18 protein-coding genes are annotated in these 24,697 nt (G+C 72.6%); 13 read left to right on the top strand and 5 right to left on the bottom strand.

Annotation, left to right across the window (positions count from 1 at the left end; all coding sequences use genetic code 11):
* The first annotated feature begins 8 nt into the window (after window positions 1–8).
* Entirely contained in the window at window positions 9–1,181 is a 1,173-nt protein-coding gene (ispG, locus tag E0H26_RS16345; RefSeq protein WP_131304512.1) for a flavodoxin-dependent (E)-4-hydroxy-3-methylbut-2-enyl-diphosphate synthase, read from the top strand.
* Between the two features lie 205 nt (window positions 1,182–1,386).
* Here the strand turns inward: ispG and E0H26_RS16350 are convergent, their stop codons facing one another.
* The gene (locus E0H26_RS16350) at window positions 1,387–1,971 is read right to left on the bottom strand and encodes a PadR family transcriptional regulator (RefSeq protein WP_131304513.1); all 585 of its coding nucleotides are present in this window, start codon (window positions 1,969–1,971) and stop codon (window positions 1,387–1,389) included.
* Window positions 1,972–2,134: 163 nt separating this feature from the next.
* On the opposite strand from E0H26_RS16350, the gene E0H26_RS16355 reads away from it, so the two are divergent.
* Window positions 2,135–2,974, top strand: coding sequence for a GNAT family N-acetyltransferase (locus E0H26_RS16355; RefSeq protein ID WP_131304514.1), 840 nt, complete (start codon window positions 2,135–2,137; stop codon window positions 2,972–2,974).
* Window positions 2,975–3,123: 149 nt separating this feature from the next.
* Window positions 3,124–6,789, top strand: a complete 3,666-nt coding sequence (locus tag E0H26_RS16360; RefSeq protein WP_131304515.1) for an ATP-binding cassette domain-containing protein — start codon at window positions 3,124–3,126, stop codon at window positions 6,787–6,789.
* 57 nt (window positions 6,790–6,846) lie between these two features.
* Here E0H26_RS16360 and E0H26_RS16365 read toward each other — a convergent pair whose 3' ends face one another.
* The 3 genes from E0H26_RS16365 to E0H26_RS16375 all read right to left on the bottom strand — a co-directional run bounded on the left by E0H26_RS16365 (window position 6,847) and on the right by E0H26_RS16375 (window position 9,703).
* Window positions 6,847–7,914 carry an NADH:flavin oxidoreductase/NADH oxidase gene (locus tag E0H26_RS16365; protein ID WP_131304516.1) on the bottom strand — a complete coding sequence of 356 codons (1,068 nt, stop codon included), beginning with the start codon at window positions 7,912–7,914 and terminating at the stop codon, window positions 6,847–6,849.
* 78 nt (window positions 7,915–7,992) lie between these two features.
* A complete protein-coding gene (locus tag E0H26_RS16370; RefSeq protein WP_240742212.1) occupies window positions 7,993–8,745 on the bottom strand; it encodes a DUF998 domain-containing protein in 753 nt (250 codons plus the stop codon).
* Complete coding sequence (locus E0H26_RS16375) at window positions 8,738–9,703, bottom strand: glutathione S-transferase family protein (protein WP_131304517.1); 966 nt, start codon at window positions 9,701–9,703, stop codon at window positions 8,738–8,740. Before E0H26_RS16375 ends, E0H26_RS16370 begins: the two co-directional genes overlap by 8 nt.
* Before the next feature lie 106 nt (window positions 9,704–9,809).
* Here E0H26_RS16375 and pcaF point away from each other — a divergent pair, with 106 nt between their 5' ends.
* From pcaF to E0H26_RS16415, 8 genes are all read left to right on the top strand, one after another.
* Window positions 9,810–11,012 carry a 3-oxoadipyl-CoA thiolase gene (gene pcaF, locus E0H26_RS16380; protein WP_131304518.1) on the top strand — a complete coding sequence of 401 codons (1,203 nt, stop codon included), beginning with the start codon at window positions 9,810–9,812 and terminating at the stop codon, window positions 11,010–11,012.
* Between the two features lie 114 nt (window positions 11,013–11,126).
* Entirely contained in the window at window positions 11,127–11,945 is an 819-nt protein-coding gene (locus E0H26_RS16385) for an SAM-dependent methyltransferase (protein ID WP_131304659.1), read from the top strand.
* Between the two features lie 4 nt (window positions 11,946–11,949).
* Complete coding sequence (locus E0H26_RS16390) at window positions 11,950–14,085, top strand: putative bifunctional diguanylate cyclase/phosphodiesterase (RefSeq protein WP_131304519.1); 2,136 nt, start codon at window positions 11,950–11,952, stop codon at window positions 14,083–14,085.
* A gap of 76 nt (window positions 14,086–14,161) precedes the next feature.
* Window positions 14,162–14,662: a DUF456 domain-containing protein gene (locus E0H26_RS16395; protein WP_131304520.1), complete on the top strand. Its 501-nt coding sequence runs from the start codon at window positions 14,162–14,164 to the stop codon at window positions 14,660–14,662.
* A gap of 542 nt (window positions 14,663–15,204) precedes the next feature.
* Complete coding sequence (locus E0H26_RS16400; protein WP_131304521.1) at window positions 15,205–16,569, top strand: glutamine synthetase family protein; 1,365 nt, start codon at window positions 15,205–15,207, stop codon at window positions 16,567–16,569.
* 117 nt (window positions 16,570–16,686) lie between these two features.
* Entirely contained in the window at window positions 16,687–18,042 is a 1,356-nt protein-coding gene (locus E0H26_RS16405) for an aldehyde dehydrogenase family protein (RefSeq protein ID WP_131304522.1), read from the top strand.
* 2 nt (window positions 18,043–18,044) lie between these two features.
* Complete coding sequence (locus tag E0H26_RS16410) at window positions 18,045–18,812, top strand: 3-oxoacyl-ACP reductase (protein ID WP_131304661.1); 768 nt, start codon at window positions 18,045–18,047, stop codon at window positions 18,810–18,812.
* 162 nt (window positions 18,813–18,974) lie between these two features.
* A complete protein-coding gene (locus tag E0H26_RS16415) occupies window positions 18,975–22,625 on the top strand; it encodes a SpoIIE family protein phosphatase (RefSeq protein WP_131304523.1) in 3,651 nt (1,216 codons plus the stop codon).
* Window positions 22,626–22,646: 21 nt separating this feature from the next.
* Here E0H26_RS16415 and E0H26_RS16420 read toward each other — a convergent pair whose 3' ends face one another.
* Window positions 22,647–22,961, bottom strand: coding sequence for an STAS domain-containing protein (locus E0H26_RS16420; RefSeq protein WP_131304524.1), 315 nt, complete (start codon window positions 22,959–22,961; stop codon window positions 22,647–22,649).
* Window positions 22,962–23,055: 94 nt separating this feature from the next.
* Here E0H26_RS16420 and map point away from each other — a divergent pair, with 94 nt between their 5' ends.
* Window positions 23,056–23,913, top strand: a complete 858-nt coding sequence (gene map / locus E0H26_RS16425) for a type I methionyl aminopeptidase (protein WP_131304525.1) — start codon at window positions 23,056–23,058, stop codon at window positions 23,911–23,913.
* Window positions 23,910–24,623, top strand: coding sequence for a VIT1/CCC1 transporter family protein (locus tag E0H26_RS16430; RefSeq protein WP_131304526.1), 714 nt, complete (start codon window positions 23,910–23,912; stop codon window positions 24,621–24,623). The genes map and E0H26_RS16430 overlap by 4 nt, the downstream gene beginning before the upstream one ends.
* The last annotated feature ends 74 nt before the right edge of the window (window positions 24,624–24,697 follow it).

Consider the following 24,697-nt stretch of genomic DNA (forward strand, 5'->3'; position numbering starts at 1 on the left):
TGCCTGAAGTGACCGCTGTCAGCCTCGGTATGCCCGCCGTACCGCCGCCGCCGCTGGCCCCCCGCCGGGCGAGCCGCCAGATCATGGTCGGTTCGGTGCCGGTCGGCGGTGGCGCGCCGGTTTCCGTGCAGTCGATGACCACGACCCTGACCGCCGACATCAACGCCACTCTCCAGCAGATCGCCGAGCTGACCGCGTCCGGCTGCCAGATCGTCCGGGTCGCGGTGCCCAGCCAGGACGACGTGGAGGCGCTGCCGGCGATCGCCCGCAAGTCGCAGATCCCGGTGATCGCCGACATCCACTTCCAGCCGAAGTACGTCTTCGCCGCGATCGACGCCGGTTGCGCTGCGGTGCGGGTGAACCCCGGCAACATCCGGCAGTTCGACGACAAGGTCAAGGAGATCGCGGCAGCGGCCTCCGCCACCGGTACGCCGATCCGGATCGGGGTCAACGCCGGTTCGCTGGACAAGCGGCTGCTCACCAAGTACGGCAAGGCCACCGCCGAGGCGCTGGTCGAGTCGGCGCTGTGGGAGTGCTCGCTGTTCGAGGAGCACGGCTTCCGGGACATCAAGATCTCGGTCAAGCACAACGACCCGGTGGTGATGATCCGGGCGTACCGCCAACTCGCCGAGCAGTGCGACTACCCGCTGCACCTGGGCGTGACCGAGGCCGGTCCGGCCTTCCAGGGCACCATCAAGTCGGCGGTCGCCTTCGGGGCGCTGCTGGCCGAGGGGATCGGCGACACCATCCGGGTGTCGCTGTCCGCGCCGCCGGTCGAGGAGATCAAGGTCGGCGCCCAGATCCTGGAGTCACTCGGCCTGCGTGAGCGCGGCCTGGAGATCGTCTCCTGCCCGTCCTGCGGGCGGGCCCAGGTGGACGTCTACAAGCTCGCGGAGGAGGTCACCGCCGGCCTGGAAGGGCTGCCGGTGCCGCTGCGGGTGGCCGTGATGGGCTGCGTGGTGAACGGCCCCGGCGAGGCCCGCGAGGCCGACCTGGGCGTGGCCTCCGGCAACGGCAAGGGGCAGATCTTCGTGAAGGGCCAGGTCATCAAGACCGTGCCCGAGGGGCAGATCGTGGAGACCCTCATCGAGGAGGCGCTGCGACTGGCCGACGAGATGGGCGCCGAGTTGCCCGAGGAACTGCGCGGCCTGCTCCCCGGCGCCAACGTCACCGTGCACTGACCCGGCCCGCACTGTACGGGCTTCGGCCCGTGCTGTGACAGGCTCCGGCCCGCACCGTGAACGGCGCCGGCCCGCACCCCGGCGGGCCGGCGATGTGCCGGGCCGTCCATGATCGCGCTCTTCGAGTGGCCTCACTGTGAACGTGAGGCCACTCGAACTGCGTGCGAGCGCGATCGTGCGGCGCGATCGACCCCCGACGCGGGGCTCACTCGGATTCGGCGAGGATGGCGTACAGCTTGCGGCGGGTCTCGTCGAGCACCTGTGCGGCGCGTTCCCGCTGGTCGTCGGTGCCGGTCATCATCACCTGCCGGAGGGCGTGCATCGCCTGCGCGCCGGCGTGCCGGATGTCGTGCCAGCTGTTGATGGTGTCCTCGGCGACCTCGGCCCAGGGCGGGGTCTGGGCCGCCGTGTCGGCCTCGGGGCACCCCTGCTCGGTGAGGGTGAACCGCTTGCGGCCACCGCCGGACTCCTCGGTGGCGACGACGACTCCCTCGTCCTCCAGCAGTTGGAGCGTGGGATAGATCGACCCGGGGCTGGGCCGCCAGGCGCCGCCGGTGCGGGAGTCGATTTCCTGGATCATCTCGTAGCCGTGCATCGGGCGCTCGGTGAGCAGGGCGAGTACGGCGTTGCGGACGTTCGGCCGGCGTCCCCGGCCGCGTCCCCGTCCGCCCCGGCCGTGGCGGTGACCAGGCGTGCCGGGTGGGAAGGGTGAGTCGGGCGGGAAGGGCGGGAAGCCGAAGCCGCGCATCCGGGCCTCGTGCAGGCGGTGCCCGCGTCGATGGAACCTCATGGTGATCCTCTCGTAGAACTGTCGCTGATGCATCTACGATATATCGGCAATGCAACGCCGACAACTCATCCGACGCGGCGGTGACGCTGGGCGGGCGCCGACCGTGCCGGCGACGGTTACCGTCCGCCAACACGAGTGGGACGGATCTGGCAGGCTGGTAACCGTGCTGACGGCGCCGGTGCGGCAACTGGGGGAGTCGGAGCGTCGCGCGGTCGAGCGGCTGCTCGACCTGGACCCGTACGCGGGGGCGCAGGTCGCGGAGCGGGTCGCCGCGCGCGGGCTGGCGTGGTGGCGGGCCGAGGGACGGGTGCTCGGGTACGGCTCCCGCCGGCAACTCGAATCGGTCTGCTGGCTCGGCGGCAACCTGACCCCGGTGCTGGCCACCCGACAGGCGGTGGCCGCCTTCGCCGACCTGCTCGCCGGTGAGGACCGGATCTGCTCGTCGATCGTGGGGCGGGCCGACGCGGTGCTGGAGTTGTGGGACCGCCTCTCCGACACCTGGGGCCCGGCCCGGGACGTACGCCCCAACCAGCCGCTGCTGGCCACCGAGGCGCTGCCCGAGGTCCCGGCCGACCCGCACGTACGCCTGGTCCGGGGTGCCGAACTCGACCTGCTCTATCCGGCGGCCGTGGCGATGTACACCGAGGAGGTCGGCGTCTCGCCGCTGACCGAGGACGGCGGGCGCGGATACCGCCGCCGGGTCACCGACATGATCCGCTCCGGTCGGGCGTACGCCCGGTTCGTCGATGGCCGGGTCGTCTTCAAGGCCGAACTCGCGGTGGTGACCCGGCGCACCGCGCAGATCCAGGGGGTCTGGGTGGCGCCCGAGTGGCGCGGCCGGGGGATCGCCACCGCGGCGATGGCGGCGGTGGTGCGCGACGCGCTCGACCGGGTCGCCCCGACGGTCAGCCTGTACGTCAACGACTTCAACCTGCCCGCCCGGCGGGTCTACGAGCGCTGCGGGTTCCGCCCGGTCGGCACGCTGGCCACGGTGTTGTTCTAACGGCCTGGCCGGCGGCAACCCGCGCAGCTCAGCGTGGTTCCGGCGGGAATTTTCGGCAGATCTGCCGGCAGCGTCGAAAAATGCGTTGAGTCATCCCAGCCCGGCACAGCAGGCTGGAACCTCCGCCACGAAATCGGAGGAACTGACCCATGCGTCTGCTTCGTGATCTGTGGGTCACCTCTCCCCGCCGGATGAACCTGGTCGTCGTCCTGATCGTGCTCGGCGGCATCGGGCAGGCGGCCACCGCCGCCCTGGCCGGGCCGGTGCTGGTGAACCGTTCCGTCGGCTTCTTCGCGCTGCTGGCGGTCGCCCTGGTGGCCGCGGTCTTCAGCGACCTGGTGGTCAGCCTGGTGATGGCCGGGGTGACCGCCGACTGGTCGGCCGACCTGCGTCGCCGGTTGTGCCAGGTGGCGCTGGGCCAACCCGTGCCCGCGCTGGAGACGACGCCGGTCGGCGAGATGCTCGACCGCATCGACGGCGACGTCTACGACGTCGCCTCCGGGGTGCGTGGTCCCGGCGTACGGCTGGCCCAGGCGTTGGCGGTGGGCCTGCTCTCGACCGTGGTCGGGCTCACCGTCTGGTGGCCGGCCGGGCTCGGCATGCTGCTGGTGACCATCCTGCTCGCGGTCACCCTGCGGCGGCCCGCCGGGCGGATCGCCCCGGCCCGGATGAAGGAGGAGGCGGCCTGGTCCGACCTGGCCGCGGTGATGGAGGAGTCGATCCACGGCCAGGACGACGTACGCACCAGCCTGGCCCGGCCGTACGTGCTGCGCCTGTACGCCCTTCGGGCGGCCGAGGTGCTCCGGCGGGGACTGCTGGTCTGGCGGATGTCGGCACAGGTGAACACCGTCGCGGCCGGCGTGACCCGGGCCGGTGTCGCCCTGGTCGTGCTCGGCGGGGTGTGGGCGTTGAGCACCGGCCGGGTGGACGCCGCCCGGCTGACGGCGATCTGGCTGCTCGCGCTCTCCCTGGGCATGACCGTCGAACACGTCAGCCGGATGGTGCCCGAGGTGCAGTACGCCCTCGGTGCCTGGGGGCGGGTGCAACTGCTCCAGAACGCCGAGCAGGAACCCACCGGCGGCGACTCCCCGATCGACGGGGACCTGGTCATCCGCGACCTGACCTTCCACTACCCGGCCGGCGCGGACACCGAACGGGGCCCGGCGTTGCGCGAGGTCGACCTCACCTTCGTCCGTGGCCGGTCGTACGCGCTGGTCGGGCGGACCGGTTCGGGCAAGTCGACGCTGGCCAAGGTGCTCACCCGGGCCGTCGACGTGCCACCCGGCACGGTGCTGCTCGGCGGACGGGACGTGCTCGACCTGGACGTGGAACAGCTGCGCCGGTGGATCGCGGTGGTGCCGCAACGTACCGAGATCCTGGCGGGAACCCTCGCCGAGAACGTGGCGCTGTTCGACCCCGAACTGCTCGACGCCGCCGGGCGGGCCCTGCACGAGCTGGGTCTGGCCGGCTGGATCGCCGAACTTCCCGCCGGCCTGGACACCCGTCTCGGCGAGGGCGGACACGTCCTCTCGGCCGGGCAGGAACAACTGGTCGCCTTCGCCCGCATCCTGGTCCGTGATCCGCACGTGGTGATCCTCGACGAGGCCACCGCCCGGCTCGACCCGGTCACCGAGGCCCGCGTACAGCAGGCCACCCAGCGGCTGTTGCGCGACCGGATCGGCATCGTCATCGCGCACCGGTTGTCCTCCGTGCGCCAGTGCGACGAGGTGGTGGTGCTGGCCGACGGCGCGGTGGTCGAAGCCGGCCCGCTGGCCCGTTCGCGCCGCTTCGCCGAACTGCTCGCGGCCAGCCACGCGGGCGGGTACGGCGACGGGGCCGCCCTGCTGGTCGAGCCGGGCGTCGACTGGGCGCAGGGTGAACCAGCACTGGTCGGCGCCGCCCCCACGGGCACGGCCGCCGGCACTGCCGGCGACGGCACCCGGCCGGTCATCGTGCCGGTCACCGCCGACCAGACCAGCCTGCCGACGGCCGCCGCCGAGCGGCCGGTCGGCGGCGATGATCCGGCGCCGGTCGTCGGACCCGAGCCGATCGAGCCGCCGGGTGGACGTGAGGTCGGTGGGCGTGAGTCGACCGGTCGGACCCCCGGCGGTGAGCCGGGCGGCGAACGTCGACCGGCGTCGCGTAGCCGTACCCTCCGGGAGATCTTCCGGCTCTGCCTCAACGATCCCCGCTACGGCGCGGCGGCGGTCGGGGTCTTCGCGGTGCTGGCCGTGTTCGGCCTGGACGGGCCGGTGCTGGCCTGGCTCTGGGCCGACGTGGTCGACGGCACCGGCGATCCGTGGCTGCCCGCGTTGGGCATCGCCGCCGGCCTGGTCTTCGCCATCCCCGCGCACTACTGGACCCACCTGTGGTTCCCGGCCTGGTGGGTACGGCAGATGCTGCGGATCAGCGCCCGCCTGGTGTACGGCCAGACCGGCCCGCGCCGGGTCAGCCGGCACACCCCGGCCGAGGTGGTGGCCCAGGGCGGTGACACCGAGCGGGTGGTGCAGCTCGCCGACAACGTGCTGGACCAGGCGGTCGGCGTGGTCCTGCTGGTCACCATGACCCTGGTCACCGGCAGCGTGGTGCCGGGGCTGTTCTTCTTCGGCACGATGGTGCTCTCCGGGCTGGCCGCGACGGCCTTCGGGCCCCGGCTGGAGCGCGCGGCGCGGGACACGGTCGCCGCGCGGGCCGCGTTCGCCACCGCGCTGGTCTCCAGCCTGTCGGCCGCCCGGACGGTGAAACTCGCCGGGGCCACCCGGCCGGTGCTGACCCACCTCGCCGACCTCGACACGGTACGCAGCGACCGGCAGCGTCGGGAGATCGCCGTGCAGGTGTGGGCCCGCTCCACACCCGCGCTGGCCAGCGGCCTGTTGCCGATCGGTGTCTGGGCGTTGTTCCTCGCCGGTGCGCTCTCCGCCGGAGCGGCGCTGGTCGCGGTCGCCACGCTGGGCGCGGCACGCTGGTTCGCGTGGACCACCGCGTCGCTGGTGTCGCAGGTGCCGTCGGCTCGGGTGTGGACCCGCCGGACGACCGACATGGTCGGCGTCGACGTCTACTCGGCACGGATCCCGGGGGTCGATCTCGCGGCGGGGACGGCGCCCGCCCCACCGGCGGCTCCGCGTACCCCGCTGCGTCGGCTGGAGCTGGCCGGTTTCGGCGTACGGCACACCGACGGCATCGTCGCGGTACGCGATGTCGACCTGGTCGTGCAGCGCGGGCAACTCGTCCTGGTCGTCGGTGCGGTCGGCTCGGGCAAGTCCTCGCTGCTGCGGGCCCTGGCCGGGATCGCCCCGCACCATGGGCGGATGACCTGGAACGGCGACCCGATCACCGAGCCGGAGCTGTTCCTGCGTCCCAACCAGGTCGGCTATGTCGGCCAGTTGCCCCGGGTGCTCTCCGGCACGGTCGCCGAGAACATCACCCTCGGGCACCAGGTGGACGCCGGTCACGCCGTGGCCACGGCGCAACTGGAGCACGACCTGGCGGCCACCGGTAGTGGGCTCGGCCTGCTCATCGGGCACAAGGGCACCCGGCTCTCCGGCGGGCAACTACAGCGCCTGGCCCTGGCCCGGGCGTTGGCGCCGCGTACCGAACTGCTGGTCGCCGACGACGTCTCCTCCGCCCTGGACGTCACCACCGAACTGGCGCTCTGGCAGGCCCTGCGCGATCACGGGGTGACCGTGGTCGGCTCCACGTCGAAGCGGGCCGCGCTGGTGCGGGCCGACCACGTCGTGGTGCTCACCGACGGCGCGGTGGCGGCCCAGGGCCCGTGGCGCGACCTCGAACAGCGCTGGGGCCACCTGGCGGGCTGAGCCCCGCCAGCCCGGCCCGCGGCCCGCGCGCGGGCTGCGGCGTGGCCGGACCGGGGCTCAGACGGCTCGCAGGTACGGCTCGGGCCAGGTGGTGTCGGCACCGAGCTTGGCGGCGGCCTGGTGCGGCCAGTACGGGTTGCGCAGCAACTCCCGGCCGAGCAGCACCAGGTCGGCTTCGCCGTCGGCGACGATCGCCTCGGCCTGCTCCGGCTCGACGATCAGACCGACCGCACCCGTCGGCACCCGCGCCTCCCGGCGCACCTGGGCGGCCAGCGGCACCTGGTAGCCACGGGCGACCGGAATGGCGGCCTTCGGCGCGGCGCCGCCCGAGGAGCAGTCGACCAGGTCCACCCCGACCGCCGCGAGTTCGGTGGCGAGCACCACGCTGTCGTCGATCGTCCAGCCGCCCTCGACCCAGTCGGTCGCCGAGATCCGGGCCAGCACCGGCACGTCCTCGCCGACGGCGGCGCGGACCGCGCGGGCGACCTCCAGGGTCAGCCGCATCCGCCCGGCCCGGTCCCCGCCCCAGCCGTCGGTACGCCGGTTGGTCAGCGGTGACAGGAACTCGTGCAGCAGGTAACCGTGCGCGGCGTGCACCTCCACGGCAGCGAACCCGGCTGCCACCGACCGGCTGGCCGCCACCGCGAACGCCGCCACCACGGCGGCGATCCCCGCCTCGTCCAGGGCGCTCGGCACCCGGTACTCCGGGAGGAACGGCTCGCCGGTCGGTCCGACCGGATTCCACCCGCCCTCGGCGTCGGGCACCCCACCCCGGCGCGGATCCCAGGGCCGGTAGGTCGACGCCTTGAACCCGGCGTGCGCGAGCTGCACGGCGGGCACCGCGCCATGCGCGGCCAGGAACCGGGTGACCGGGCGCCAGGCGTCGACGTGCTGGTCGGACCAGATTCCGGTGTCCTGCGGGCTGATCCGTCCCTCGGGCAGCACGGCGGTCGCCTCGGTCAGCACCAGGCCGGCGCCGCCGGCCGCGCGGGCGCCGAGGTGCACCAGGTGCCAGTCGGTGGGTAGTCCGTCCGGGCCAGCGCTGTACTGGCACATCGGCGCCAGCGCGATCCGGTTGGGCAGCGTCACCGCGCGCAACGTCAGCGGTGTGAACAACGCACTCATCGCGCCATCTTCTCCCGGCCGGCCGATGCGCTCGCGACGCAGGGGCCGGCGAGGCAGGTCGCGGCCGGTCCGGTGACGTCACCGCCTCGACGCGTACGGCTTCCGGGGGAGCTGCGGCCCGGCTGCCAGGATCAGCGCGGTGACCACGCCCCAGACGGCCGCCACCATCAGCAGCAGCCGCTCCAGGACGCCGACCAGCGACCCCCGTCCGACGAGCAGCATGGCCAGGCCGACCGCGCCGGCCAGCGGCAGGGCCACCGCCGCGGTGATGGTGGCGGTCCGGCGCAGCCGGCTCGCCGCTGCCCCGGAGAGCACGATCGCGATCATGGCGAAGACCACGGCGGCGGTGGCGGCGACGCTCGCCGCGCCGTGCACCAGGTCCGCCACGGTGGCCGTCTCGAACGGCGGCAGCGGGCAGCCGGCACTACAGGTCACCGCGCCGGACAGGGCGGTGGCCAGCCCACCCGCGACGAGCAGCGCCACCGCCGCCCGCAGCGCCCCGTCACCCCGCACCGGCGGCTGCCCCTGGCCGGGCGGCTGGTCGCGCAGTGCGGTGGCGAGCAACAGGAGCGCGGCACCCAGGGCGAACACCCCGATCCGGTAGGTCCAGGCGTACCCGCTGCCGGCCACGCCGGCCTCGCTGACGTACCCGGTCAGGCCCGGACCGGGACCGGCGACCACGGCGAGGACCACCGCGGCCGTGCCGGTGAGTACGCAGACCGCCGCGCCGATGGCGGCGCCCCGCGACCCGACGATGCCCGGTCCGGTGGCGCCCACCGTGCCCGTCGTCCGGCCGGCGGAGGTCTGGTCCGGGGCGGGTGGCTCAGCCACGCCCGTGCGGCGTCGTCCAGCCGTGCAGGTCCGGGCCGAGCGGCACGATCCCGGTCGGGTTGATCTCGTGATGGGTGGCGTAGTAGTGCCGCTTGATGTGGTCGAAGTCGACCGTCTCCCCGAAACCGGGAGTCTGGAACAGATCCCGGGCGTACGCCCACAGCACCGGCATCTCGGTGAGCTTCTGCCGGTTGCACTTGAAGTGCCCGTGGTACGCCACGTCGAAGCGGACCAGGGTGGTGAACAGCCGCACGTCCGCCTCGGTGATCGCGTCGCCCATCAGGTACCGCTGACCGGCCAGCCGCTGCGACAGCGCGTCCAACCGCGCGAACAGCGCCGTGAACGCCTCGTCGTACGCCTGCTGGGAGGTCGCGAAGCCGCAGCGGTAGACGCCGTTGTTCACGTCGCGGTGGATCTCGGCCATCAGCCGGTCCAGTTCCGGACGCTGCTCGACCGGGTAGAGGTCCGGCGCGTCCGGGGCGTGCAGTCGCCGCCACTCGGTGGACAGGTCCAGGGTGAGCTGTGGGTAGTCGTTGGTGACCACCCGCCCGGTGCGGGTGTCGATCAGCGCCGGCACGGTGACCCGGCCCGAGTAGTCGGGATCGGTGGCCAGGTACGCCTCGGACAGATGACCGATGCCGAGCACCGGGTCGAAGCCGTCCGGGTCGAGGGTGAACCGCCAGCCGCGTTCGTCCCGGATCGGGTCGACGGTGCCCAGCGAGATGGCGTCCCGCAGCCCCAGCAGGTTGCGGACGATCAACGCCCGGTGCGCCCACGGGCAGGCCCGGCACCAGATCAGCCGGTACCGGCCCGGCTCCAGCGGCCAGCGGTCCCGCTCGTCCGGCCCGGCCCCCGGTGGCGAGGTGGAGTGCGGGGTGACCCGCCCGGTGAACCGGTTGGGTTGCCGGACGAACGCGCCGCCCATGCTGGTTTCCGCGCCGAACTGGGCTCGTGCCATGCCGACAACCTATCCGGATCAGCCGGCGATATCCTGGCCGCTGGACGTCCCCGTGGACCCGGCGGGCGCCCACCACCCCCGCCTTCCCACCCCCGAAGGACTCGCGATGACCGTGGCATACCTGGTGGCCGGTGTCCGCACCCCGATCGGCCGGTACGCCGGCGCGCTGGCCGGCGTACGCCCCGACGACCTGGCCGCGCACGTGATCCGTGAACTGGTCGCCCGGCACCCGTCGGTGGACTGGTCCCGTACCGACGACGTGGTGCTCGGCTGCGCCAACCAGGCCGGTGAGGACAACCGCAACGTGGCCCGGATGGCGGCGCTGCTCGGCGGCCTGCCGGAGCAGGTCTCCGGCAGCACGGTCAACCGGCTCTGCGGCTCCGGTCTCGACGCGCTGGCCACCGCCGCGCGGGCGATCGTCGCCGGTGAGGCCGACCTGATGGTCGCGGGCGGGGTGGAGAGCATGAGTCGGGCGCCGTTCGTCATGCCGAAGGCGACCACCGCGTTCTCCCGGGCCGCCGAGGTGTACGACACCACGATCGGCTGGCGGCTGGTCAACCCGCTGATGGAGCAGGGCTGGGGAATCGACTCGATGCCGGAGACGGCGGAGAACGTCGCGGTCGAGTTCGGCGTGGACCGGCGCGCCCAGGACGAGTTCGCGTACCGCTCGCAGTTGCGGGCCGCCAAGGCGCAGGCCGACGGCCGGCTGGCCGAGGAGATCGTGCCGGTGACCGTGCCGGCCGGTCGGCGCGAGACGCGGCTGGTCGAGGTGGACGAGCACCCCCGCCAGACCTCGGTGGAGAAGCTCGGCGCGCTGCCCACCCCGTTCCGTACCGGCGGCACGGTGACCGCCGGCAACTCCTCCGGGGTCAACGACGGCGCGGTGGCGCTGCTGGTCGCCTCGGAGCGGGCGGTGGCCGAGTACGGCCTGACCCCGCTGGCCCGGGTCACCGGGACGGCGACGGCGGGCGTACCGCCACGGATCATGGGCATCGGCCCGGTGCCGGCGACCCGGCGGCTGCTCGACCGGCAGGGCCTGACGGTGGCCGACATCGACGTGATCGAGCTGAACGAGGCGTTCGCCGCCCAGTCCGTCGCGGTGCTGCGGGAACTGGGGCTGCCCGAGGACGCCGAGCACGTCAACCCGAACGGTGGCGCCATCGCGCTGGGTCACCCGCTCGGTGCCAGCGGCGCCCGGCTCGCGCTCACCGCCGCGCTGGAGTTGCGTCGCCGGGGCGGGCGGCGGGCCCTGGCGACCATGTGCGTCGGCGTCGGGCAGGGCATCTCGCTGCTGCTGGAAGCCGCCTGACCGGCCCGGCCGGAGCGGCCTGCGGGAAAGAGCCTTGTGGATCTCCCGGGGCATGACGCGCGGGCCTAGAGTGGTCGGCATCACCAGATCCGAGGCGACGACTTGGGGTCACCAGTGCAGCAGCCGGACGGACCACCCACCGAGATCGACCTTTCCCGGCCCAGCGCGGCCCGGGTGTACGACTACTTCCTGGGCGGCGCCCACAACTTCGAGATCGACCGGCAGTTGGCCGACCAGATCGCGGCCATGACGCCCAACCTCCCGGCGACCATGTGGGCGGGGCGGGAGTTCCTGCGCCGGACCGTACGGGTGCTGCTCGACGCCGGCATCGACCAGTTTCTCGACATCGGCTCGGGTATTCCCACCGTCGGCAACGTGCACGAGGTCGCCCAGGCCGCGAACCCGAAGGCCCGGGTGGTCTACGTCGACATCGACCCGGTGGCGGTGGCGCACAGCCGGGAGCTGCTGGCCGGCGACGACCTGACCGGGGTGATCCACGGCGACCTGCGCGACCCGGCGCGGATCCTGGCCGAGGCCCGGCGGCTGGGCCTGCTCGACTTCGACCGGCCGCTGGGCATCCTGCTGGCCGGCGTGGTCCACTTCGTCCCCGACGCCGACCGTCCCGCCGACATCATGGCCACCTTGCGCGCCGCTGCGGCACCCGGCAGTCACCTGGTCATCTCGCACTCCACCTTCGAGGACCAGCCACAGGAGATGCTCGACGCGCAGCGGCTCTCGGCGCGTACCAGCACCGAGATCACGCTCCGCTCGCGGGCCGAGATCACCGGCTTCTTCGGTGACTGGACGATCCTCGAACCGGGCGTGGTGCACATGGAGTTGTGGCGCCCCGAGTCGCCCTCCGACGTGGTCGCCGACGCGCAGCGGTTCGGTGCCTTCGGCGCGGTAGCCCGCCTCGACCGCACAGCGGGTTGACCTGATGTCGGCCGTCGGCGCCCCCAGTGGGCGTGCCGTCGACCGGGCCGGCGCGCAGCGCTACGCGGCCGAGTGGGCTCAGGCGGTACGCCGGCTCGGGTTCGTCCCGATGAGCGCGGTCGACACCGAGCGGCTGCTGCTGGCGTACACCCTCCGGCTGGCCGACGCGCTGCTCGCTGCCGAGGCGGTGACGCCGGTGGCAGCGGAGGTCGGCCAGGCTCTGGTCGAGGCACACCTGACCGAGCCGGGCGTGATCGAGTGGTCGGTGCGCTCCCTCGCCGACCGGCTTCCGCAGCAGGTGCTGGGCGGGGCGGCCGGGCTCGACGATCGGATCGCGGCGATGCAGGGCGGCCTGGCCGCCGGCTTCGCCCGGGCGCTGCGCGATCGCACCCTCAGCCAGCAGGAGCGGATCGCGCGCTCCGCGTGGCAGGCCCGGGACAGCGTCGAGCAGGCGCTGCGCGACAGCGAGGCCAGATTCCGGGCGGTGTTCCGGGGGGCGGCGATCGGCATCGGCATCGCCGACGTCGACGGGAAGATCATCGACGTCAATCAGCCCTTCGCCGACATGCTCGGCTACTCGATCGAGGAGTTGCGGCAGCTCAACGTGGCGGCGCTGTTCCACCACGACGACGCGCCCGGGATGTGGGAGCTGTACCGGGAACTGGTCGAGGGCAAGCACGACTCGGTGCGGGTCGAGAAGCGATACCACCGCAAGGACGGTAGTTCCGTCTGGACCGACCTGGCCGTCTCCCTGATCCGTCACGACGACGGCCGGCCCCGGTTCACCGTCGCCGTGGTGGAGGACATCACCCAGCGGTACGAACTCCAACGCCGACTGCGGTTCCAGGCACTGCACGATCCACTGACCGAACTGCCCAACCGTACGCTGTTCTTCGATACGCTGGGCCGCCTGCTGGACGGCGCGGGCCGGGTCGGCGTCTGCTTCCTCGACCTCGACGGCTTCAAGGCGATCAACGACAGTCTCGGGCACGACCTCGGTGACCGGCTGCTGGTGACCATCGCCCGGCGGCTGGCCGGCTGCGTGGCCGAGCACGGCTACCTGGTCGCCCGGATGGGCGGCGACGAGTTCGTCATCCTGGTCGACGGCGACGCCGGGGTGGACGACATGATCGCGGTGGCCGACCTGGCGCTGGCCGCAGTGTCCGCCCCGGTGTTCATCGGCGAGCAGCAGCTGATGGTCTCCGCCAGCGTCGGCATCGTCGACTCGGGCATCGTCGGCACCAGCGCCTCCGAGCTGATGAAGGCCGCCGACACCACGCTGTACTGGGCCAAGGCGGAGGGCCGGGGCCGGTGGGCGGTGTACGACCCGGAGCGCAGCGCCCGGGACATCGCCCGATCAGCGCTGGTCGCCGGACTGCCGGTGGCGCTGGAGCGGGACGAGTTCGTGCTGCACTACCAGCCGATCGTGTCGCTGCTGGACGGCCGGATGCTGGCGGTCGAGGCACTGGTCCGCTGGCAGCATCCGGAACTGGGTCTGATCGGCCCGGACCGCTTCATCGGGCTGGCCGAGGAGACCGGTCTGATCGTCCGGCTGGGCGAGTGGGTGCTGCGGCGGGCCTGCCAGGACGCCCAGCGGTGGCACGTCGAGTTCCCTGAGTCCCGGCTGGTGGTCAGCGTGAACCTGGCCGCCCGCCAGGCCGACACGCCGGTGATCGTGGACACCGTGGCCGACGCCCTGGCCAGCAGCGGGTTGCCGGCGGGCCTGCTGCAACTGGAGTTGACCGAGAGCGCCGTGATGGGCTCCGCGGGTGAGCCGTTACGGACGCTGTACCGGCTGGCCGCGCTCGGCGTCCGGCTGGCCGTCGACGACTTCGGTACCGGCTACTCGAACCTGGCGTACCTGCGTCGGCTGCCGATCACCTGCCTGAAGCTGGCGGCGCCGTTCGTCGAGGGCATCCGGGGCGACGAGCCGGATGCCGCCGACCACCGCGACGAGCGGATCGTGGACGCCCTGGTGCGGTTGGCCCACGCCCTCGAACTCTGGGTGACCGCCGAGGCGGTGGAGACCGAGGCGCAGGCCGAGCGGCTGCGGGCGCTGCGCTGCGACTCCGCCCAGGGTCGCCTCTTCGGCCCCCCGGAACCAGCCGAAGCCATCCGCACCCGCCTGGACGGCGGGTAAGGAAGGGCACCTTCTTAACGCCTCGTGCATAGGAAGGGCCCCCTATTAACTAACCCCTGCAACGATCGGAGCCGACGTGAGCCTGACGGACACCGGAGCGCTGGTGGCGGTGGTCACCGCGCTGGCCATCCTGGCCGGGCTGGCCGGCGTGGTGGTGCCCGGCCTGCCGGCGCTGCCGCTGTGCTGGGGCGGGGTGCTGGTGTGGGCACTGTTCGGTGGGGCCGGTCCGGGTCGCTGGCTGGTGCTCGCGGCAGCCACGCTGGTCGCCGCCGGCGGCACCGTGGTCAAGTACGCCTGGCCGGGCCGTAACCTCAAGCGGGCCGGCGTACCCACCTCGTCGCTGCTGGCCGGCGCGGTGCTCGGCCTGGTCGGTTTCTTCGTCATCCCGGTCGTCGGCCTGGTCATCGGCTTCGTCGGCGGCATCTTCGCGATGGAGCGACTGCGGTTGGGCGACACCCGACTGGCCTGGCCGGCGACCAAGCAGGCGGTCGGCGCTGCCGGCCTGTCGATGCTGATCGAGTTCCTGTCCGGGGTGGTGATCGGCGGGCTCTGGGTGGTCGGTCTCGTGGCGACCTGAGCGCCCGGTGGGGTGACGCGCCCGGCGGGGTGACGCGCCCGGCGGGTGGTGCACTCGGTGGTGACGTAGCCGGTGTGGCGGAGTGCCGGACGCCGGGCGGTGCGGGGCGGAGTCAGGGTAGGGCGCAGCGCCGTACCCGAGAGAGAGGTGACGTTTCCCCGCACCGCCGCGGCCGCCGGGCCGTTCCGAGGGCCCGGGGTGGCCCGTCGCGATCGGGCCTGGTCACAGGCTCAAGGATGCGCCATGCCGGCGGCGCGCGGCAACGCAATTGCGGGGCCGCCGGTGGGTCGTCCGCCAACGACCACCGGGAGCGGTCCCGCGTGTCGCTACTGCGCGGTGCTGGGTCCTGGGGCGGTGCCGGGGGGCGATGGAGCGTGGCGGCAGCGCGAGCGCGGTCGCCGCAGACCAGATGTCTGGTACGCGCCGAGGTGGCGTCGCCGTGGCGATGCCGGTTTGTCGGGGGAGGGGAACGGGGTACCAGCGGTGCGGCCCATTGACGGTCACCGGCGTGGCCGGTAGACCTTGGTGATGGAGGCTCGCGGATGAGAAGAGCACCGCTCACGCTGGAACAACTGCGGGTCGCCGTGACCGAGGGTGAGATCGACACGGTGGTGCTGGCCCTGGTCGACATGCAGGGCCGGCTACAGGGCAAACGGTTCCACGCGCCCTACTTCCTCGATCAGGTGGTCGGGCACGGCAGCGAGGGGTGCAACTACCTGCTCGCCGTGGACGTCGACATGAACACCGTCGATGGGTACGCGATGTCGAGCTGGGAACGCGGCTACGGCGACTTCGTGATGAAGCCCGACTTCGACACCCTGCGCCGGGTGCCGTGGCAGCCCGGCACCGCGATGCTCCTGGCCGACCTGGAGTGGCCCGACGGCACGGGCCCGGTGGCCGCCTCACCCCGGCAGATCCTGCGCGGCCAACTGGACCGGCTGGCCGCCCACGGGCTGACCGCGTACGCCGGCACCGAGCTGGAGTTCGTGCTGTTCCGTGACTCGTACGAGCAGGCGTTGCGGGGCGGCTACCGTGACCTGACGCCGGCCAACCAGTACAACGTCGACTATTCGCTGCTGGGCACCGCCCGGGTGGAGCCGCTGCTGCGTCGGATCCGCAACCAGATGGCCGGCGCGGGCCTCACCCCGGAGAGCGCGAAGGGCGAGTGCAACCTCGGCCAGCACGAGATCGCATTCCGGTACGACGCGGCGGTGGCCTGCGCCGACCACCATGTGATCTACAAGAACGGGGCGAAGGAGATCGCCGCCCAGGAGGGCATGTCGATCACCTTCATGGCCAAGCCGAACGCCCGGGAGGGCAACTCCTGTCACATCCATTTCTCGCTGCGTGACTCCGCCGGCGACTCGGCGATGCTCGGCGACGGCCCGGCCCACCTGAGCGTCACCGGGCAGCGGGTGCTCGCCGGGCTGCTCGCCACCATGCGGGAGCTCAGCCTCTTCTTCGCGCCGAACGTGAACTCCTACAAGCGGTACCAGCCGGGCTCGTTCGCGCCGACCGCGCTGCGCTGGGGCACCGACAACCGCACCTGCGCGCTGCGGCTGGTGGGGCACGGCCAGGGCATGCGGGTGGAGAACCGGGTGCCGGGCGCGGACGTGAACCCGTACCTGGCGATCGCGGCCCTGGTGGCGGGCGCGCTGCACGGCATCGAGCAGGAACTGGAACTGGGTCAGGAGTGCACCGGCAACGCGTACGACGACGAGACGGCGGAACGCGTCCCCGGCACCCTCCGCGACGCGCTCACCCTCTGGCAGTCCTCCGAGGTGGCCCGAGCCGCCTTCGGTCCCGAGGTGGTCGCCCACTACGCCAACATGGCCCGCGTCGAGCTGGCCGCCTTCGACGCCGCCGTCACCGACTGGGAACTAACCCGTGGCTTCGAACGCCTCTGACCCGCCCCCGCTCACCGCGTCGATCTTGCACTTTCGGTCGCCGATTCGTGGTGACGAGTGGCTTATGTCCGGACAGTAAGTGCAAGATCGACGAGTTGAGAGCAGGGGAGGGTGCGGGTGACGGTGGTTTGGGAGCCGGCTACGGGGGAGGTGTTGCGGGAGGTCGCGGAGAGTTCGGTGGGGGAGGTCGACGCGGCGATCGCGCGGGCGGGTGTCGCGTTCGAGCGGTGGCGGGGGGTCGCGCCGGGGGAGCGGGCGCGGCTGCTGCGGCGGTTCGCGGCGGTGGTGGACGCGCACCTGGTGGAGTTGGCCGGGCTGGAGGTTCGTAACGCCGGGCACACCGTCGGCAATGCCCGCTGGGAGGCGGGCAACGTACGGGACGTGCTCGACTACTACGCGGGGGCGCCGGAACGGTTGACCGGGCAGCAGATCCCGGTGCCGGGCGGCCTGGACGTCACCTTCCACGAGCCGCTCGGCGTGGTCGGGGTGATCGTGCCGTGGAACTTTCCGATGCCCATCGCCGCGTGGGGATTCGCCCCCGCCCTGGCCGCCGGCAACACGGTGGTGCTCAAGCCCGCCGAGCTGACCCCGCTGACCGCGCTGCGCCTGGCCGAGCTGGCGCTTGAGGCGGGCCTGCCCGAGGGGGTGTTCACCGTGCTGCCCGGCCGGGGTGACGTGGTGGGCGAGCGCTTCGTCACCCACCCGGCCGTACGCAAGATCGTCTTCACCGGCTCCACCGAGGTCGGCACCCGGATCATGGCCGGTTGTGCGGCCCAGGTGAAACGGCTGACCCTGGAGTTGGGCGGGAAGTCGGCGAACCTGGTCTTCGCCGACGCCGACCTGGAGCGGGCGGCGGCCACCGCCCCGTACGCGGTCTTCGACAACGCCGGCCAGGACTGCTGCGCGCGTTCGCGGCTGCTGGTGCAGCGGCCGGTCTACGACCGTTTCCTCGCACTGCTCGAACCGGCGGTGCGAGCCTTCCGGGTCGGCGACCCGGCCGCCGAGGGCACCGAGATGGGCCCGCTGATCTCGGCCGGGCACCGGGACCGCGTCGCCGGCCACGTCGACGGCGCCCGGGTCGCCTTCACCGGTAGCTGCCCCGACGGCCCCGGCTACTGGTACGCCCCGACGGTGCTGCTCGCCGATTCGCCCGCCGACCGGCACTGGCGGGAGGAGATCTTCGGCCCGGTGGTCTCGGTGCTTCCGTTCGACGACGAGGCGGACGCGATCCGGCTGGCCAACGACACCGAGTACGGCCTGTCGGGCTCGATCTGGACCCGGGACGTGGGCCGGGCGTTGCGGGTGGCCCGGGCGGTGGAGTCGGGCAACCTGAGCGTGAACTCGCACTCCTCGGTGCGGTACTGGACCCCGTTCGGCGGGATGAAGCGCTCCGGGCTGGGTCGTGAGTTGGGCCCGGACGCCCTGCACGCGTTCACCGACGTCAAGAACGTGTTCATCAGCACGGAGGAGTGATGATGCAGGGACGGTTGCAGGACCGGGTGGCCGTGGTGACCGGGGCGGCCAGCGGGATCGGGCTGGCGACGGTACGACGGTTCGCCGCCGAGGGAGCCCGGGTGGTCTGCGTCGACATCGACGCCGAAGCCGGCCAGCGGGCCGCCGACGAGGTGGACGGCAGCTTCGTGGCGGCCGACGTGGCCGACGAGTCGGCGGTGCGGGCCCTCTTCGACGGGGTGGTCGAGCGGTACGGTCGGGTGGACGTCGCGTTCAACAACGCCGGCATCTCCCCGCCGGACGACGACTCGATCCTGGAGACCGGCCTGGACGCCTGGGAACGGGTGCTGCGGGTCAACACCACGAGCGTCTACCTCTGCTGCAAGCACGTCATCCCGCACATGCGCCGGCAGGGTCGAGGATCCATCATCAACACCGCCTCCTTCGTGGCGTTGATGGGCGCCGCGACGTCGCAGATCGCCTACACCGCGAGCAAGGGCGGGGTGCTGGCGCTCACCCGCGAGTTGGGGGTGCAGTTCGCCCGGGAGGGCATCCGGGTCAACGCCCTGTGTCCCGGGCCGGTGGCCACCCCACTGCTGCGGGAGTTGTTCGCGGCCGATCCGGAGCGCGCCGCACGCCGGCTGGTGCACGTGCCGATGGGGCGCTTCGGCGAGCCGAGCGAGATCGCCGCCGCGGTGGCGTTCCTGGCCAGCGATGACGCGTCGTTCATGACCGCTGCGCAGTTCGTGGTGGACGGCGGGATCACCGGGGCGTACGTCACGCCGCTGTGACCCCGCCACGCACGGCAGCGACCGACCCGGACGGCGCCGTTGGTGGCGGCGCTCGGCAGCGTCTGGCCACGAGATTGCGTTACGTTGCTGGTCCGTCGGGGTAGAAGGCGGACGCGGCAAGGGATGATCGGAGCGCTTGTGGACACGGCCGGGGGAGGCTGCATGAACTCGGCCCAGGGGGATGCGGGCGGGAGCCATCCGTCCGGGGCGGACGGCGGGATTCCGCCACTTCTCGAGGCGGCGTTCGCCGGTGGCGGCGAGCTGGGCCGGCTGTTGCGCGACCACGACTGGTCGGCCAGCCCGTTGGGCACCCCGGACAGCTGGCCCGACGGGCTGGGCAACGCGCTGAGCATGATGCTCGCCTCCAAGGCGCAGATCGCCATGTTCTGGGGCGAGGAGCTCCGCGCCTTCTACAACGACGCCTACCGCCCCACCATCGGGGACAAGCACCCGGGCGTGCTCGGGGAGCCGGCCCGCGAGCACTGGGCGGAGACCTGGGACGTGCTGGGGCCGCTGCTGGCCGGGGTGCTGCGCGACGGCGAGGCGTACCAGGCGCAGGACCATCACTTCCTGCTCAACCGGTACGGCTTCGTGGAGGACGTCTACTTCGACGTCTCGTACGACCCGATCCGTGGCGCGGACGGGTCGATCAGCGGCGTGCTCTGCATCTGCAACGAGACCACCGGCCGGGTGCTCGGCGAGCGCCGGTTGCGCGCCCTGGCCGAACTCGGCTCCGAGCTGGCCGACCCGGGCAGCATCGAGGAACTCGGCCGCACCGCTGCCGCCGTACTCGACCGGCATCGGCCGGATGTGCCGTTCGGGCTGCTCTATCTCGATTCCGGTGACGGGCACCTGCGGCGGGCCGGGATCAGCGGTGTCGACGACGTCCCCGCCGACCTGCCCGGCCGGCTGATCGAGGTGGCGACGACCGGCACCGCCGAGAGGGTGCCCACGGTCGAGCTGCTCGGCCGGGTTCCGGCCGACGCCGCCGACGAGGCGGTGGTGCTGCCGATCAGCGCGACCAACGAGCCGGCCGGTGCGCTGGTGCTCGGTGTGGCCCGCCGGCTGCCGCTCACCGACGACTACCGCACCTTCCTCGAGCTCGTCGCCGCCCAGATCTCCCGGGCGGTCGGCAAGCAGCGGGCGTACGAGCAGGAGCGGGCTCGGGCCGCCGAACTGGCCGCGCTCGACCTGGCGAAGACCAACTTCTTCGCCAACGTCAGCCACGAGTTCCGTACGCCGCTGACGCTCGTGCTCGGCCCGTTGGAGGAGATGCTCGCCGATCCGGCGTTGCCGGCGGCGTACATCCAGCGGCTCACCGTGATGCACCGCAACGCGCTGCGGCTGCTGAAGCTGGTCAACACCGTGCTGGACTTCTCCCGGCTGGAGTCGGGCCGGCTGGCCGCGCATTTCCAGCCGACCGACCTGGCCGGTTACACCAGCCGGTTGGCCAGCACCTTCCGTTCGGCCACCGAGCGGGCCGGGCTGCGGCTGGTGGTGGACTGTCCGCCGTTGGCCGAGCCGGTCTACGTCGACCAGGACATGTGGGAGAAGATCGTCCTCAACCTGGTCTCCAACGCGGTCAAGTTCACCTTCGACGGCGAGATCCAGATCCGGGTCCGGCCGAACGGCACCACGGCCCGGCTGGAGATCACCGACACCGGCGTGGGCATCCACCCGAATGAACTGCCGCACGTGTTCGAACGCTTCCACCGGGTGCCCGGGGCCCGCTCACGCAGCCACGAGGGCACCGGGATCGGGCTCGCGCTGGTCCGCGAACTGGTCGAGATGCACGGCGGGCAGGTCGACGCCAGCAGTCAGGTCGACAAGGGCAGCACCTTCGCGGTCACCATCCCGTTCGGCACCGCGCACCTGCCCGCCGACCGGGTGGCCGACGCCGACGACATCGAGCGCGAGCCGCGTCAGGCCCCGCTCTTCGTGGCCGAATCGGCCCGCTGGACCAGTGACGTCGCCACCGCGCCCGCGCCCGGTCCGGCCAGCGCCGGGCCGCAGGGCCGCATCCTCGTCGTCGACGACAACCCCGACCTGCGGGAACACGTGGTCCGGCTGCTCGCGCCGAACTGGGAGGTGGTGACCGCCACCGACGGTGTGGAGGCCCTGCGGCTGGCCACCGACGCCGCCTTCGACCTGGTGCTCACCGACGTGATGATGCCCCGGCTGGACGGGTTCGGCCTGGTCGCCGCGCTGCGCGCCGACCCCCGCACCCGGTACGTGCCGATCGTGCTGCTCTCCGCCCGCGCCGGTTCGGCGGAGGAGGTGGCCGGGCTGGCGGTCGGCGCCGACGACTACCTGACCAAGCCCTTCTCCGGGCAGGAGCTGATCGCCCGGGTCCGCGCCAACGTGGAACTGGGCCAGTTGCGTGGCCAGATCATCCGGCGACTGCGGGCCCTCGCCGACGCCGCGGTCGCGGTGAACACCGCCCGATCCACGGCCGATGTGCTCCAGGTCGCGGCCCGGCACGCGCTCAGCTTCGCCGAGGCCGTCCGGGTGGTGGTCGCCGCCGGTGGGGCACGCTACGAGGCCGACGGTGGCGGCGCCGCCCCGGTCGAGCCGTCCTTCGTGCTGCCGTTGACCGGCGTCGCCGGCCGGCAGCTCGGTGAGCTGAGGGTGTGGCGGCCGGCGGTGGAGGGCATCGGCACCGACGAGGCCGCGCTGACCCAGCTCGCCCGGCTGGTCGGCGTCCGACTGGAGAACGCCCAGCTCTACGAGGCCGAGCACCGCATCGCCACCACCCTGCAACACAGCCTGCTGCCCCGTACGCTGCCGCAACTGCCCGGCGCCGTGGTGGCCAGCCGCTACCTGCCGGGCAGCGCCGATGTCGAGGTCGGCGGCGACTGGTACGACGTGGTCGCCCGGGACGACGACGAACTCGTGCTGGTGATCGGTGACGTGGTCGGCAAGGGCGTACCGGCGGCAGCCGCGATGGGCCAGCTGCGCAACGCGCTGCGCGCGTACGTCCTGGAGGGTTTCGACCCCGGCGAGTCGCTGACCCGGCTGAACCGGCTGGTGGGTTCGACCGATTCGCGTTCGTTCGCCACGGTCTTCTGCCTCTGGTTCAGTCCGCGTACCGGTCAGTTGCGCTATGCCAGCGCCGGGCACCCGTCGCCCCTGCTGATCCGTGGTGACGACGTGGCGTTTCTGCACTGCCGGGCGCTCGGACCACCGGTCGGGGCGATCCCCGGGGCGGGGTACGAGACGGTCTCCGGCGAGCTGCGGGCCGGTGACCGTCTGCTGCTGTACACCGACGGGCTGATCGAGGACCGGCACGTCGCCATCGACGCGGCCCTGGCCCAGTTGCGGGCCGACGCCGCCCGGCCCGGTGACCACGTGGCGGACCTGGTCGACGCGGTGGTCAACCGGGTCGCCGACCGGCCGCGCCGCGACGACGTGGCGGTGCTCGCCCTGGAGGCGACCGAACTCCACCGCTTCGCGCTGCGGCTGCCCGCCGACCCGACCCGGCTGAGCGTGCTGCGTAAGCGGCTGGAGGACTTCCTCGTCGCGCACGGGGTGAGCGAGACCGACCTGTTCGACCTCACCGTGGCGGTGTCCGAAGCGGCGGCGAACGCGATCGAGCATCCGGTCGACCCGGTGGAGCCGGTGATCGAGGTCGAGGTGCGGGTGGAGAACCGGGAGGTGGTGGCGACGGTGCGGGACACCGGCCGGTGGCGGGAGTCGACCGGGTCGGGTTTCCGGGGCCGGGGGCTGTCGCTGATCCGGGCACTCGGGGAGCTGTCGGTCAGCCGTACCCCGGAGGGGACGCAGGTCACCCTGCGGCGGCAGTTGGGCGACTGAACCCGCGGTGTGCCGGGTCGGTCAGTCCGCCCGCAGCCAGGGTTGCCCGCCCAGGCCGGCGATCGTGAGTACCCGGTTGACCTGCCGGGACGGCAGCACGGTGAGGGCGTCCGGATAGTGGCCGGCGAGCCGGACCACCGCGTGGATGGCCGCCGAGTCGAAGAAGGTGACCGCGCGCAGGTCGAGCGTCACCCGGGCGGCCGGCTCGCGCAGGGCGGTCTGCAGCATGGTGTCGGCGGTGGCCATGTCGACCTCGCCGGTGACCACCACTCTGAGGTGATCATCGTCGGTCTCCGCGACGGCGGAGAAGACGGGAGGTGCGCCCCCTTGATCCACGCAGACACCTTGACACAGTGGTCCTAATGGGGCAACAACCCTCGGCCACGGACGGTGGTGGGGGTCGCCGAGCGGTCGGCGATAGGCTTGCCGCATGACCGTCCGTGCGCCGCTGACCCCAGGCAGGCTCTCCCCGTGGCGGCCGGTGCCCGCCCACATCGCCCGACCCGAGTACGTCGGCAAGAAGGCGCCCCGGCCATGGCAGGGGTCGCACGTGCAGACGCCGGAGATCATCGAGAAGATGCGGGTCGCGGGGCGTCTCGCCGCCCAGGCGGTGCAGCTCGCCGGGGAGCACTGCAAGCCCGGCGTGACCACCGACGAGATCGACCGGGTGGTGCACGAGTTCCTTGTCGATCATGGCGCGTACCCGTCGACGCTGGGTTACAAGGGCTTCCCGAAGTCCTGCTGCACCAGCCTCAACGAGGTGATCTGCCACGGCATCCCCGACTCGACGGTGCTGGCCGACGGCGACATCATCAACGTCGACGTCACCGCGTACCTCGGCGGGGTGCACGGCGACACCGACGCCACCTTCTGCGTCGGTGAGGTCAGCGAGGAGGCTCGGCTGCTGGTCGAGCGGACCCACGAGGCGATGATGCGCGGCATCCGGGCGGTCGCGCCGGGCCGGCAGATCAACGTCGTCGGCCGGGTCATCGAGTCGTACGCCAAGCGGTTCGGCTACGGCGTGGTCCGCGACTTCACCGGCCACGGCATCGGTGAGGCGTTCCACAGCGGTCTCTACGTGCCGCACTACGACAGCCCTCGGCCCACCGACGTGATGGAGCCGGGCATGACCTTCACCATCGAGCCGATGATCACCCTCGGCACCTACCAGTACGACCTCTGGGACGACGGCTGGACGGTGGTCACCAAGGACCGGAAGTGGACCGCCCAGTTCGAGCACACCATCCTGGTGACCGAGGACGGCCACGAGATCCTGACCCTGCCATGACCGAGACCCCGGCGGCGCTTCGGGAGCCGCACCACGCGGACGTGTCCGGGGGCTGGCTCCGGCCGGCCGTGTTCGGGGCGATGGACGGCCTGGTGACCAACATCGCCCTGATCGCGGGCGTCGGTGGCGGCGGGGTGTCGCCGCGCAACATCGTGCTGACCGGCACCGCCGGCCTGGTCGCCGGCGCGATCTCGATGGCGCTCGGGGAGTACACCAGCGTCCGGTCGGCCAACGAGCAGATCGCCGCCGAGGTGGCCAAGGAACGGCGCGAGCTGGAACGCAACCCCGAGGGCGAGGCCAGGGAACTGGCCGAGATCTGGGTCGCCCGAGGACTACCGGCGGACCTGGCCCGCCAAATGGCCGAGGCGGTACGCCAGAACCCGGAGCAGGCCCTGCGCGTGCACGTGCAGGAGGAGTTGGGCGTCAACCCGGACGAGCAGCCGAACCCGTGGACGGCGGCGTTCTCGTCGTTCCTCTGTTTCTCGGTCGGCGCGCTGGTGCCGCTGCTGCCGTACCTGCTCGGTGCGACCAGCCTGGCGCTGGCCCTGGCGGTCGGCGGCCTCGGCCTCTTCGTCGCCGGCGCGGTGGTGTCCCGGTTCACCAACCGCCGCTGGTGGACCGGCGGCCTGCGCCAGCTGCTCCTAGGCGCCGCAGCCGCCGCCGCCACCTACGCGATCGGCACCCTCATCGGCATCCAAGGCGGCCTCTAACCCCACCCCCCCGCCCCCGCCCCCCCACCCCCTCGCCGATCTTGCACTTCCGGTCGGGATAGAAGCCGCAAAAG

Origin of the sequence: Micromonospora zingiberis (assembly GCF_004331455.1) — a bacterium.
GTDB lineage: Bacteria > Actinomycetota > Actinomycetes > Mycobacteriales > Micromonosporaceae > Micromonospora > Micromonospora zingiberis.

Bases quoted from the DNA above. Each gene is read 5' to 3' on its own strand.
- E0H26_RS16430 (WP_131304526.1), top strand. From the start codon at position 23,910: ATGACCGAGACCCCGGCGGCGCTTCGGGAGCCGCACCACGCGGACGTG.
- E0H26_RS16390 (WP_131304519.1), top strand. From the start codon at position 11,950: ATGTCGGCCGTCGGCGCCCCCAGTGGGCGTGCCGTCGACCGGGCCGGC.
- E0H26_RS16415 (WP_131304523.1), top strand. From the start codon at position 18,975: ATGAACTCGGCCCAGGGGGATGCGGGCGGGAGCCATCCGTCCGGGGCG.
- E0H26_RS16400 (WP_131304521.1), top strand. From the start codon at position 15,205: ATGAGAAGAGCACCGCTCACGCTGGAACAACTGCGGGTCGCCGTGACC.
- E0H26_RS16410 (WP_131304661.1), top strand. From the start codon at position 18,045: ATGCAGGGACGGTTGCAGGACCGGGTGGCCGTGGTGACCGGGGCGGCC.
- E0H26_RS16350 (WP_131304513.1), bottom strand. From the start codon at position 1,971: ATGAGGTTCCATCGACGCGGGCACCGCCTGCACGAGGCCCGGATGCGC.
- E0H26_RS16360 (WP_131304515.1), top strand. From the start codon at position 3,124: ATGCGTCTGCTTCGTGATCTGTGGGTCACCTCTCCCCGCCGGATGAAC.
- map (WP_131304525.1), top strand. From the start codon at position 23,056: ATGACCGTCCGTGCGCCGCTGACCCCAGGCAGGCTCTCCCCGTGGCGG.
- E0H26_RS16375 (WP_131304517.1), bottom strand. From the start codon at position 9,703: ATGGCACGAGCCCAGTTCGGCGCGGAAACCAGCATGGGCGGCGCGTTC.
- pcaF (WP_131304518.1), top strand. From the start codon at position 9,810: ATGACCGTGGCATACCTGGTGGCCGGTGTCCGCACCCCGATCGGCCGG.
- E0H26_RS16365 (WP_131304516.1), bottom strand. From the start codon at position 7,914: ATGAGTGCGTTGTTCACACCGCTGACGTTGCGCGCGGTGACGCTGCCC.